Origin of the sequence: Pararhizobium sp. IMCC21322 (genome assembly GCF_030758295.1) — a bacterium.
Lineage (GTDB): Bacteria > Pseudomonadota > Alphaproteobacteria > Rhizobiales.
Genome location: NZ_CP132335.1, coordinates 3,372,750 through 3,385,735, shown reverse-complemented (window position 1 = coordinate 3,385,735; position 12,986 = coordinate 3,372,750). Strand labels below are relative to the sequence as shown.

7 protein-coding genes and 1 pseudogene are annotated in these 12,986 nt (G+C 53.1%); 6 read left to right on the top strand and 2 right to left on the bottom strand.

Annotated features, from left to right (window positions below; all coding sequences use genetic code 11):
• The first annotated feature begins 96 nt into the window (after nucleotides 1–96).
• Nucleotides 97–3,588 carry an AsmA-like C-terminal domain-containing protein gene (locus tag RAL91_RS15890; protein ID WP_306257235.1) on the top strand — a complete coding sequence of 1,164 codons (3,492 nt, stop codon included), beginning with the start codon at nucleotides 97–99 and terminating at the stop codon, nucleotides 3,586–3,588.
• Between the two features lie 12 nt (nucleotides 3,589–3,600).
• Here RAL91_RS15890 and tyrS read toward each other — a convergent pair whose 3' ends face one another.
• On the bottom strand, nucleotides 3,601–4,863 hold the full coding sequence (gene tyrS, locus RAL91_RS15885) for a tyrosine--tRNA ligase (protein WP_306257234.1): 1,263 nt from the start codon (nucleotides 4,861–4,863) through the stop codon (nucleotides 3,601–3,603).
• A gap of 102 nt (nucleotides 4,864–4,965) precedes the next feature.
• Here tyrS and RAL91_RS15880 point away from each other — a divergent pair, with 102 nt between their 5' ends.
• Together RAL91_RS15880 and RAL91_RS15875 are read left to right on the top strand one after the other, a co-directional pair.
• Nucleotides 4,966–6,081 (top strand): anhydro-N-acetylmuramic acid kinase, encoded by a 1,116-nt coding sequence (locus tag RAL91_RS15880; RefSeq protein ID WP_306257233.1) that lies wholly within the window; start codon nucleotides 4,966–4,968, stop codon nucleotides 6,079–6,081.
• A gap of 170 nt (nucleotides 6,082–6,251) precedes the next feature.
• Nucleotides 6,252–8,243 (top strand): annotated as a pseudogene (locus tag RAL91_RS15875) (DEAD/DEAH box helicase); the annotation flags it as partial.
• A 341-nt stretch (nucleotides 8,244–8,584) separates the two neighbouring features.
• Here the strand turns inward: RAL91_RS15875 and RAL91_RS15870 are convergent.
• Nucleotides 8,585–9,244, bottom strand: a complete 660-nt coding sequence (locus RAL91_RS15870; protein WP_306257232.1) for an alpha/beta hydrolase — start codon at nucleotides 9,242–9,244, stop codon at nucleotides 8,585–8,587.
• A gap of 241 nt (nucleotides 9,245–9,485) precedes the next feature.
• Here RAL91_RS15870 and RAL91_RS15865 point away from each other — a divergent pair, with 241 nt between their 5' ends.
• The 3 genes from RAL91_RS15865 (at nucleotide 9,486) to sufC (ending at nucleotide 12,979) form a co-directional block, all read left to right on the top strand.
• The gene (locus tag RAL91_RS15865) at nucleotides 9,486–10,640 is read left to right on the top strand and encodes a cysteine desulfurase family protein (protein WP_306257231.1); all 1,155 of its coding nucleotides are present in this window, start codon (nucleotides 9,486–9,488) and stop codon (nucleotides 10,638–10,640) included.
• 57 nt (nucleotides 10,641–10,697) lie between these two features.
• Nucleotides 10,698–12,167, top strand: coding sequence for a Fe-S cluster assembly protein SufB (gene sufB, locus RAL91_RS15860; RefSeq protein WP_306257230.1), 1,470 nt, complete (start codon nucleotides 10,698–10,700; stop codon nucleotides 12,165–12,167).
• A gap of 65 nt (nucleotides 12,168–12,232) precedes the next feature.
• Nucleotides 12,233–12,979, top strand: coding sequence for a Fe-S cluster assembly ATPase SufC (gene sufC / locus RAL91_RS15855; RefSeq protein WP_306257229.1), 747 nt, complete (start codon nucleotides 12,233–12,235; stop codon nucleotides 12,977–12,979).
• Nucleotides 12,980–12,986: the final 7 nt, after the last annotated feature.

The window sequence follows — 12,986 nt, the reverse complement described above, 5'->3', positions numbered from 1 at the left end:
GCCTTTGCTTTCAAACAGCAAATGGAACTCTTTGAGGTCAGGTCAAGAATGCGTTTTCGAATCACCATGCTCAGGTTGCAGGTTTAGTACGTATTCATGACCATGGACCATGAAAAAGTCGAAAGTGAAGAAGCCAAAAGTGGGTCTGACGTCGCTTCATCAGGAGCGGGGGATGACACGCATAGTGACTTAGCGTCCGAAGATCACATGTTTGAGACATCCGAACAGGATCTGGCGGAATCCGGGAACAATGGTGAACCGGAAGTGGCTCCTGTCAGGAGATTCTGGCGGCGCAAGCGTGTTATCATTCCGGTTGCAATTCTAATTGTTATGTCGATTGCGGTTTTCGCCGCTTATATCCGGCTATCGGAAAGTCCGGTTTCCCTGGACTTCCTGTCTGAACGGTTGGCGCAAAATATTCAGGGTTCGCTACCGGAAGATTTGTCCTTCGAATTTCATTCACTTTCCATTGCCATAGATCCTTTGCGCGGTCTCGTGACCCGCATCTCCCTGCCTCAATTGAAAGACCGTGATTCCAGACTGTCGGCTACCGGGAAAAGCATGTCTTTTGGACTGGAGCCCCTCAACTTGCTGCTTGGGCACGTGCGCGTGCGCGACGTAGAATTCGATACGCCGTCATTTGCCGTGCATCTGACCAGTGAAACGCAACGGTCCCTGAGCCAATTGAACCTGTCTGTGCAAACGCAGGGCCGCGCACCAGTGGCCACGCCATTGGCCCGCGTCGGTAATGGCCTTGCAGATTTGCACACTGCCGTTGAAAGGGTCATTCAGCTGGCAAGGGTCCGTGGGTTGGAAGAGGTCACAATTATTGATGGCTCTGTCGCTCTGACAATGCAGGGCAGTGAAAAAAGAGATTACTGGAATATTGGTTCGACAGTCCGGGTGCGTCCCGAAAGAAACCGATTGTCAGTGCGCGCTTCGGGGATCGGGCGTGGCGGTGCCTGGCGCTTTGAGGGCGATGCGACGCCCGTGATCGACGGCCGTGGCCACGAGGTTACGCTGGCATTGAAGGACATTGTGCTGCCCGAAATCCTGCCGGCATTTGGCCGTCAGAATTTTGCAATCCGAAGCGATGCGCCATTGGCCATCTCGATGCGCTCAAAATTTGTGGATGAGAACACGGTTCCCACCGCTTCTTTTGACGCCGAAATTGGAAGCTCTTACGTTCGCATCGGGCGTGACGATGTGGCCATTCTGGATAAGGGCATCATTTCGCTGATCTGGTCGCCTGAGTTAAATGCGGTCAGCATTGAGGAGGCGAGCCTTCAATTCGGGAATACAAAATTACCATTTGCCGGATTTGCTCGGCCATCAGAGAGCAACCCGGAGAATGAGCTGGATATTCGGCTTGTCTCACGCAGCGCCGTACTGGCACCCCGCGATGTGACTGACTCTCAACCCCTGCCGGTGGAACTGATCGGCATCAAGGCGCGGTTTGATATTTCCAGCCGGTACCTGACCCTTGATACAGTCGAGTTTCGTACTGAACTCAGCACGATCATCGGGTCTGCAAATGTCGATTTCCAGCCGCGCTTTCCGTCTATTGCAGGGGCCTTTTCCTCCAATGCGATTCCGGCCAAAGATCTTAAGCAGATCTGGCCGCCAACGCTGGCTGGTGGTGCCCGCCGTTGGTTCATCCGCAATGTAAAGGGCGGCGTCATTGATAGCGCTGATATTGCGTTGGCTATTCCCGATGGGCTGGTCGGCAATCGTGATCCGGACAAGATATTTCCTGAAGGCTCGATCACCGGTAATATCGACTTCTCTCTGGCAGAGGTTCGCACGTTTGGTGATGTACCTGATCTAAGCGCGCAGACAGGGCGTGTGACTTTTGACAGATCCGGCATGACCGTATCGGTTGAAAACGGAAGTGCTGTCAGCCCCAATGGGGAAACAGTGGATGTGCCTTCCGCCATTTTCAGATTGCCGGTTCTTGGGCCTCGCAATCCTGCTGCGGAAGCGACGGTTTCGATGATTGGTTCGGCGCGCGATCTGGCCGCAATATCGGATGTTCAGCCACTTGGGTTCATGACAAAGCGCGGAGTGCCACCAGAGGCAATCACCGGGAGTGCGGTTGCAGAAGTCACCTCGAAATTTAACCTGAGCCGTAAGATTGATGCGACGGATGTTGAGACAGTTGCCACTGTCCGACTGTCCGACTTTTCAAGCAAGGCATCGATTCAGGGGCGGCTCATTTCTGATGGGGATGTGGTGGTTGTCATTGATGCGAGTGGAACCGTTGTTCAGGGCAGGGCAAAGCTTGATGGCATTGCTGCGGATGTGGATCTGTTTCTGCCAAATGGTGATGGGCTTGGCACACGGACCGACATCAGGCTGGTGTTGAATGACAGCCAGCGCAAGAAAATGGGAATTGATCTGGGCGACATGCTGACCGGACCAACGCCGGTTGCGGTGGGCAAGGTTGACGCTCAGGGACGCCGACCCGTTTCCGTGGATCTGAAGGATGCTCAGATATCTTTGACCTCTTTGGGATGGAGCAAGGGCGTTGGCGTGCCTGGCAGGCTGGATTTCCTGATAGAAGATACGGCTAACGGACAACAGCTTGATAATATCAGGCTGACTGGCAACGGGTTTTCTGCGGCAGGTGCGGCCACGGTCAGTTCCGCCCGGGGGCTTGAGCGCCTTCGACTCAGTAACCTCTCCCTACGTCGTGGGGACCGTGTCTCTGTGGATGTTCGGCGCACATCGGCAAATGCCTATCACATCACGATCAATGGTCAGCAGCTTGACGCCCGTGGCCTTGTCAGAGCGGTCAAGAACAGCGCCAATGACAATAACGAAGGCGACACAATACGCTATGCCATTGATGGAACGGTACAAACCCTGGCCGGATTTGGTGGACAGAAGATAACAAACGCGAAATTCTCGTTGCAGACAGACGGCGGAGTTCCGTCAGAACTCCGATTCTCGGGGTCGCAAGGCAGGAATGCAGCCATCAACGCCACCATTGAAGGGGGCAACGGAACCTCCTGGCTCAGCATGAATGCGCAAAATGGCGGTGGTTTGGTATCCTTCCTTGATATTACCGAAAGTGTTCAGGGCGGGACGCTCAGCCTTTCGGCCTCGCTCGGCAGGGGCGATTCAGCGACCGTTGGACAGGTTTTCCTCAGCAAGTTTCGTGTCGGTGGCAGTGAAAACCTTGATCAGCTTGCCCGAAGCGTGCCGGGTGAAAACGGGCGCACAAGCGTCACGCCGGGGGTTCGAGCCTTTGAACAGGCGCGGATGGACTTCACTTTGCGCAATGGACGTCTGGTGATTGATGACGCGCAGGTGCGTGGCCCGGCAATGGGCGTTACGCTGAATGGCAGTATGAATTTGAAGGAATCCCAATTACGTCTGAACGGAGTTTATGTGCCCGCTTACGGATTGAACAATGCGTTTTCGCGCATCCCGATTTTTGGAACCATTGTCGGTGGGCGCCGCAATCAGGGCCTTTTGGGCGTGACCTTTCGCGTTTCAGGAAATCTGAACAGCCCCTTGCTGACCGTCAATCCGATCTCCGCCATTGCGCCGGGGATTTTCAGACGGATATTTGAATTCCGCTGATATCCCACAGCTCTAGCTGACTTTCAAAAGCACGTGCTTCTTTTTGCCGAGAGAGATTTTGACGACGCCTTCGCCGGTCAGATCATCAGGCCCAATGGTTCCGCGCTCATTTGAAAATGCAACATCATTCACCTTCACTGCACCACCTTTGATGTGCCGTCTTGCTTCGCTGTTCGATGTTGCAAGTCCCGCTGTTACCAGCGCAGACAGAATGCCAAGGTCATTCAGATCAGCTGCAGACAGTTGTACGGTCGGCAGGTCAGCCGAGATGGCGCCTTCTTCAAACGTCTTTCGAGCGGTTTCCTGAGCTTTTTCGGCTTCGTCCCGTCTGTGCAACAAAGCGGTGATTTCTGTTGCCAGAATTTTCTTCGCCTCATTCTGCTCTGCACCTTCCAGCGCTGCCAATTTTGCCACTTCATCCAAAGGCATTGTGGTGTAAAGCTTCAAAAAGCGTTCTACGTCAGCGTCTTCTGTATTGCGCCAATATTGCCAGAAATCATAAGGGCTGAGCAAGTCCGGGTTGAGCCAGACCGCGCCGCTTGCAGATTTGCCCATTTTTGCGCCCGAAGATGTTGTCAGCAGCGGCGTGGTGAGCGCGTAGAGTTGAGGGGCATCCAGCCTGTGACCGAGGTCTATGCCGTTGATAATGTTGCCCCATTGATCCGAGCCGCCCATCTGCAGGCGACAATCAAAGCGTTTGTTGAGTTCAACGAAATCATAGGCCTGGAGGATCATGTAGTTGAATTCCAGGAATGAGAGCGATTGCTCGCGTTCCAGCCGCTGTTTGACGCTGTCAAAGGCGAGCATCCGGTTGACTGAGAAATGCGCGCCGACATCGCGCAGAAATTCCAGATAATTCAATTTCAGCAGCCATTCCGCATTGTTGGCCATGACTGCGCCATTGGGGCTGTCGTCATAGGAAATATACGCAGAAAAACTTTTCTTGATGGCTTCGACATTGGCGTTAATCTGGTCGGGCGTCATCAATTTGCGCGCTTCATCCTTGAAAGACGGATCGCCGACCATTCCTGTACCACCGCCCATCAATGTGATGGGGCGATGCCCGGTCTTCTGCAGCCAATGCAGCATCATGATCTGAATGAGGCTGCCTGCATGCAGGCTGCTGGCCGTTGGATCAAAGCCGATATAGGCCGTCACAATTTGCTCATTGAACAGCGCATCCAGTCCTTCCAGATCTGAAATCTGATGGACAAAACCGCGTTCAATCATGACGCGCAGGAAGTCAGACTTGACTTGAGATAGGTTGACGGACATGGGACAAGCTCGTGATTAAATGTATTTCAAAATTGTTCTTTTGGGTGCGGCGCTGTCCTATCAGCGATTTTCGGAAATTGCACCCCCAAACAGGTTTTGCGCATGAACAACACATATACCATTGCCGGCACGATGAGCGGCACTTCGCTGGATGGCGTTGATGTTGCAGTGCTGACGACTGACGGGGAAACGCAACTAACGCCGGGTAATGCAGGGTTCACACCCTATAGCGATGCTGAGCGGGCCATCTTGCAATCCGCTTTTGACGCTGGTGCTTTCATGACAGACCGCCGGGACCGGAGCGGAATTATTGGAGAGGCCGAGCAGATTGTCACCGATGTGCATATCAGGGCGCTCAAAGAGCAAATTCAAAAATCCGAAAATCCGGTTGATCATGTCGGCCTTCATGGCCAGACGATTTTCCATGATCCTGGTCGCAAGCTGACCGTTCAAATTGGTGATGCACAGAGGATTGCCAATGAACTTGGGCTGCCGATCGTGCATGATTTACGCCAAAATGACGTTATGCAGGGCGGAGAGGGCGCGCCATTGGCTCCTGTGTTTCACGCTGCGCTGATAGAGGCATTGGGTTCGGTGAAACCCGCTATTTTCCTTAATATTGGCGGTGTTGCGAATGTCACCTTTGTTGGTGAGGCGCAGGAAATCCTGGCCTTCGATACCGGGCCGGGCAACGCCTTGCTGGATGATTTCATGCAGGCCCATTTCGGCATGCGGATGGATCTGGACGGGTCCGTGGCCGGACGCGGTCGTGTCACGTCAGACATTGTGGATCGTCTGATGTCGCATCCATTCTTTGATCGCAAGCCGCCGAAATCGTTGGATCGACGGGAGTTTCATGAATTCGCATTGACCGCATTGGGTGACAGCGCGGCTGAAGACAGCATGGCAACGCTCACTGCGTTTACAGCAGATGCCATTCACAGAGCACAGCGCTGGTATCCAGATACGCCTCAGACAATCATCGTTTCCGGTGGCGGGGTCAAAAATCCGGTCATGATGAAGCTTTTGCAGGCTTTGACACCTGTCAAACTGCAGATCGCATCCGATTTGGGCTGGGATGATGTTTTTATCGAAGCCAATGCCTTTGCATATCTTGCCGCGCGTCATTTACGGAGATTGCCGATTTCATTTCCCGGCACGACATCTGTGCCGGAACCGATGCTCGGTGGTGAGATCGCGTATCCGCAAGGCTCCTGAACAGATTTAAGTGGCTGCAACCAGCCGGTTTCTCTGGACAAGTGCCTATCCGCAAAGTAGACAGCAGCACTTATTTCTCTTCCAGCGCGAATAATCGATGCTGGCATGCGGTTCCAAAGATGGAATAATCATCGGGAAACGCAGGAAACCAATGTTCCGAAAGTTACATCATGACTGAGTTCGAAGGCATCGTTCCGGCGCTTGCTGAGGCGCTGAACAAGCGCGGCTATAATGAATTGACACCTGTTCAAAAGGCGGTGCTTGAACCGCAGATGGACGGTGCAGATGCACTTGTTTCAGCCCAGACAGGCTCTGGTAAGACTGTTGCATTTGGAATTGCGATTGCGCCAACTCTCTTGGAAAACAAAGAACGGTTCGGGCCATCTGAAGCGCCATTGGCGCTCGCTGTTGCCCCCACGCGTGAGTTGGCTCTGCAGGTCAAGCGCGAGCTGGAATGGCTGTATGCTCCGACTGGCGCCATTATTGCGTCCTGTGTCGGCGGCATGGATATGCGGACTGAACGCCGCACTTTAGCACGTGGTGCTCATATCGTTGTGGGGACGCCGGGGCGTCTGCGTGACCATATCACCCGAAACTCTCTGGATACATCGCAGATGAAAGCGGTGGTTCTGGATGAGGCAGACGAGATGCTCGATCTGGGATTTCGCGATGATCTGGAATTCATTCTTGATTCAACGCCCGACGATCGCCGCACATTGATGTTTTCGGCGACGGTTCCGCGCACGATCGCGAATTTGGCGAAGAAGTATCAGCGCAATGCCATCCGAGTATCCACATCTGAAGAACAAAAGCAGCATGTGGATATTGAATATCGCGCGCTGCCAGTTGCGCATAATGAAAAAGAAAATGCCATCATCAATATTCTTCGTTTTTACGAAGCAAAGAATGCGTTGGTGTTCTGCAATACACGCGCCACCGTCAATCATATGACTGCACGGCTGAACAATCGCGGCTTTTCGGTTGTCGCCTTGTCTGGAGAGTTGAGCCAGAATGAGCGGACGCACGCCTTGCAGGCCATGCGCAATGGTCGTGCACGGGTCTGTGTGGCCACTGATGTTGCTGCGCGCGGCATTGATCTTCCTAATCTGGAACTGGTCATCCATGCCGATCTGCCGACAAACCCGGAAACGCTGCTGCACAGAAGCGGCCGAACCGGCAGGGCAGGCCGCAAGGGTGTCAGTGCGCTTATTGTTCCAAAGAACGGCCGCAAGCGCGCTGAACGCCTTCTGGGTGGTGCCAAGCTGACTGCGAACTGGGCATCGCCGCCATCTGCCGATGATGTGATGCGGCGGGATGATGAGCGGCTTCTGGCTGACCCAGCTCTCAGTGAGCCGGTACAGGAAGATGAACAGACATTCGCAAATGAGTTGCTGGCAAAGCACGGGCCGGAGCAGATTGCTGCCGCCTTTGTCCGCCTTTACAGAGCTGGCCAGTCAGCGCCTGAAGAGTTGCAGGAAATTTCAGCCTCTGAGCCGCCGAAAAAACAGCGCGATGAATTTGGCGCCAGTGTCTGGATTTCGCTTGATGTCGGTTATCGACAAAATGCAGAACCGCGCTGGCTGATACCGGTTCTGTGCGAGGCCGGTAACATAACCAACAAGCAGATTGGTGCCATCAAAATCAAGGATGACGAAACGTTTGTTCAGCTTGATGCAGGCCATGCGGATAAATTTCTGGAAGCCATCGGGCCCGACAATATTCTGGACCCAAAAGACCGCAAGGTTAAAGCCAGACGGCTGGATGGCGTGCCTGATCTAACCAGCTCGCCGCGCGGCAGATCGAATGCGGGCAAGTCTTTTGGCGATAAAAAGAAGAGTTTTGGTGACAAGAAAAAACCGTATGGCGGCGCAAAGCGCGACCGGCCCAACCGGTCTGAAGGTTTCGCCAATCGATCTGAAGGTTTTAAAGATAATTCAAAGCCAAAGTTCGAAGGTAAACGTGACGCGCCAGCGGAAGGGCAACGCCAACACGAGCATGCAACTTCTAGCAAGCCAGTTGCACCAAAGGCAAAATCAGAGCGGTTTCGCGCCGATGAGTCTGATCGTCCGCGGTCATCCAAGCCAGCCGGCAAAAGCGGCAATTGGAGCAAGGATGATCGTGGTGACAAGCGCGAAAAGCCCAAGCGCAGCTTTGCAAAGAAATCCGCTTATTCTCCAATGGACGCAGCAGCTGTTCCAAAATCCGACCGTCCGGCACCGGCGTCAGATGGCCCTGCGGAACGCAGCGACAAGCCAATTTTCAACAAGAAGGGCAATCCTGTTGAGCGCGGCGAGCGGTCAGGCGGAGGCGGAACAGATTCCGTCGGTGGAAAGCCGAGATATGGTAAATCCAAGAAGTTTGGAAAACCAGCTGCCGGAAAAGCTGGCAGAAGTGGTGCAGATAAAGACGCGGGTTCAGCGAAACCACGTTTCGGAAAGTCTTCAGACGCAACCCGTTCGGGCACTGCGCCTGTGAAGCGCAGTAAACCCAAAGGGCGCTGAGTCTACATTTCTACCTTGCCAAGGACTTCCAGACGCTTGTCGACATAGTTGCCGCACAGCTCGAGCAAGGTGTCGGTTTGATCTGCAAAGAAGTGGTTGGCTCCCGGCAGTGTCTCGTGATCGATGGTGATGCCCTTTTGGGCCTTCAGCTTGTCGACAAGTGCCTGAACGTCCTTCATGGGCACAACCTTGTCAGCATCTCCATGGACCATCAGGCCGGACGCAGGACAGGGTGCCAGGAATGAAAAATCATACAGGTTTGCCGGTGGGGCAACGGAAATGAAGCCTTCAACTTCGGGGCGGCGCATCAATAGCTGCATACCGATCCAGGCGCCGAACGAAAATCCGGCGATCCAGCAACCGCGCGAATCAGGATGGAAAGTCTGCACCCAATCCAGTGCAGCTGCGGCATCTGATAATTCACCGGCTCCGTGGTCAAATGTGCCCTGACTGCGGCCCACACCGCGAAAATTGAAGCGCAACACGGTAAAGCCGCGTTTTACGTACATGTAATACAGCTCATAAATGATCTGATTGTTCATGGTGCCGCCAAAGCGGGGATGAGGATGTAGTATCAGCGCGATAGGAGCAGTCTTGGACTTTGAGGGCTGATAACGGCCTTCCAGACGGCCTTCCGGTCCGTTGAAAATCACTTCAGGCATAATACAGTCCTCTTTGCGGGCACTTGGCAGTGCACAGGTTTGTGCCTAAGCGTGTTTGCGAGTTGCGCAGACGACGTACTTCTTGACAGCGTTTCGGGTGCGTCCTACTTGGTAGTTTAGAACTATTAAAAACTAGCTTGGGTGGCGCACCGGCTTTGATGCGCTTGTAAACACTATTTTCCACCCAACTGGCAAGAATGACATACAGCTTGTTTGACAAAGAAGGCGATTTTTTTCGGTCATGCGGATTTATCTCGACCACAATGCCGGATCTCCCCTGCGTCCGCAGGTCAAGCATGCGGTCATTGAGGCGCTGGATCTGTCCGCAAATGGCTCGTCAATCTATCAGGAAGGTCGCAAGGCCAAGGGTTTGATCGAACGTGCCAGGCAATCTGTTGCCGAGATGGTTGGAGCAACGCCTTCCGGTGTTACCTTCACCGGTGGTGGTTCTGAGGCCAATGCCACCGTTCTGCAGCCAAAACTTTTGGAAAAAGGCAAGCCGCGTGCAGTTGATCGGCTTCTGGTATCGGCCACAGAGCATGATTCCGTTCTGAAGGGTGGGGCTTTTGCGTTAGAGCAAATTGAAATCATTCCGGTCGACAAGAGTGGTGTTGTCGATTTGGCCTGGCTGTCGGAACGCCTTGCCAAAGCGCAGTCTGATGATGAATGCGTTCTTGTGGCGGTTATGCTGGCCAACAATGAAACCGGCGTCAGACAGCCCGTGGAGGCAATCGGCGCATTGGTTGCGGAAACGAATTCCTATTTCTTGTGTGACGCAATTCAGGGTCCTGGAAAACTGCCTGTGGATATCAATGAAATTGGCGCGCATTTCCTGACGCTATCTGCTCATAAGTTGGGTGGTCCCCAGGGTGTGGGTGCTATTGTGCGGCGAACGGAATCCTACGCATTTCAGCCTTTGATCCGTGGTGGCGGACAGGAGAGCTTTGGACGCGCGGGTACCGAGAATATTGCAGCCATTCACGGTTTTGGTGTGGCTGCGCAAATGATTGCTGAAGAGGCCTCTTCAGCAGAGCGTCTGGCGACATTGCGTGATGCGATGGAACAGGGGCTGAACGGTGTAGTCGTGCTTGGATCGGATGCTGTGCGCTTGCCGAATACGAGCTGTATTTCTGTGCCGGGTCTGTCTGCAGAAACCATGCTCATATCACTGGATTTACAGGGATTTGCCGTTTCTTCCGGCTCTGCCTGCTCGTCCGGCAAAGTGGGGATCAGCCATGTGCTGACCGCCATGGGCGTTGAACCTGACATTGCGCAGGGTGCGATGCGTATCAGCCTTGGCTGGAATACCACCGAAGAAGACATAAAACAGTTTACTGAAGCCTTTAATAAAATGGCGGCGACCCTATCTCCCAATCAACGGGAAACAGCCGCCTGATACCAACGGAATAGCAACAACCTGCAGCCTTTGAAGCTGTGAAGGATGGAGTAAGACATGCCAGCAATTCAAGAGACCATTGAACAAGTCAAAGAGATTGATGTCGACAAGTACAAATATGGATTTGTCACCGATATCGAAATGGAACTCGCGCCCAAGGGCCTGAGTGAGGATATTGTTCGTTTCATTTCCGCGAAGAAAGATGAGCCGGAGTGGATGCTGGAATGGCGACTGGATGCCTATCGGCGCTGGAAGACCATGGAAGAGCCCACCTGGGCACGGGTAGACTATCCGAAGATAGATTTCGAAGATCTTTACTACTACGCCGCTCCTAAATCGACACCAGGGCCGAAAAGCCTTGATGAAGTTGATCCCGAGTTGCTGGAAACATACAAGAAACTCGGTATTCCGCTGAACGAGCAAGCTGTGCTGGCCGGTGTCGAAGGTGCAAGAGTAGCTGTTGATGCGGTGTTTGATTCCGTGTCCGTTGTCACCACCTTCAAGGACGAATTGGCGAAATCGGGTGTCATTTTCTGCTCGATCTCCGAGGCTGTTCGTGAGCATCCGGAACTGGTGAAGAAATATCTGGGATCTGTGGTTCCAACCAGTGACAATTTCTACGCCACGCTGAACGCGGCCGTATTTTCTGACGGGTCTTTTGTCTACATTCCCAAAGGCGTGCGGTGCCCGATGGAATTGTCGACCTATTTCCGTATCAATGAAGAAAAGACCGGTCAGTTTGAGCGGACGCTTATTATCGCTGATGAAGGTTCTTACGTCTCCTATCTGGAGGGCTGCACTGCGCCTATGCGTGACGAAAACCAGCTTCATGCTGCCGTTGTCGAACTGGTTGCGCATGATGATGCGGAGATCAAATACTCCACCGTTCAGAACTGGTATCCCGGTAATTCAGAAGGCAAAGGCGGCATCTATAACTTCGTCACCAAGCGTGGTGATTGTCGCGGAAAGAATTCCAAGATTTCCTGGACGCAAGTTGAAACCGGCTCGGCGATTACCTGGAAATATCCAAGCTGTATTTTGCGCGGTGAAAATTCACGCGGCGAGTTCTATTCAATTGCCATTTCCAATGGCAAGCAGCAGGTGGACAGCGGAACCAAGATGATCCATCTGGGCAAGAATTCGTCTAGCAGGATCATATCCAAAGGCATTTCGGCGGGGCGCTCCCAAAACACCTATCGCGGTTTGGTGTCAGCCCACCGCAAGGCGTCTGGTGCACGTAACTTTACCCAGTGTGACAGTCTTCTGATCGGCGATCAGTGTGGCGCACACACCGTGCCTTATATTGAATCGAAAAATTCGACCGCAGTGTTTGAACATGAGGCCACAACATCGAAAATTTCCGATGACCAGATGTTCTACTGCCAGCAGCGCGGTATGACCGACGAAGAAGCAATTGCGCTGATCGTCAACGGGTTTGTGCGTGACGTCATTCAGCAATTGCCGATGGAATTCATGGCCGAGACCCAGAAATTGATCGGGATCAGCTTAGAAGGCTCCGTCGGTTAAGTTATTTAATACAGCAGCTTGATCGACTTTGTTGGCGGGCTGATTCAGATATTCAGGACAGAAAAATGTTAGAAATTAAAAACCTCCACGCCAATGTTGATGGCAATGAAATCCTTCGTGGAATCAACCTGACCATCAATAAGGGCGAAGTTCATGCCATTATGGGCCCTAATGGTTCCGGCAAGTCCACCTTGTCCTATGTTCTGGCTGGTAAGGATGATTACGAAATCACAGAAGGCGAAATCCTGTTCAAGGGAGAAAACCTTCTGGAGATGGCACCAGATGAGCGCGCTGCTGCCGGCGTCTTTCTGGCCTTTCAGTACCCGATTGAGATCCCCGGTGTTGCAACCATGACATTTTTGCGCACGGCCATGAACGCCCAGCGCAAAGCCCGCGGCGAAGCGGAACTGAACACGCCAGACTTCATGAAGATCGTGAAGCAGAAAGCATCTGAGCTGAACGTATCTCCGGAGATGTTGAAACGCCCCTTGAATGTGGGCTTTTCGGGTGGCGAGAAGAAGCGCAATGAAATCATGCAGATGGCGCTTCTGGAGCCTACACTCTGTGTGATGGATGAAACAGATTCCGGACTTGATATTGATGCGCTGCGTGTCGTGTCTGAAGGCGTGAATGCACTGCGCAATTCAGAGCGCGGCATGCTGGTCATTACCCATTATCAGCGGCTTCTCGACCATATTGTTCCTGATTTTGTGCATGTGATGTCAGCCGGAAAAATCGTGAAATCCGGTGGTAAGGAACTGGCGCTGGAGTTGGAAGAAAAAGGCTATGCTGGCTACGTGAACGCAGCTTAGGGGCAGG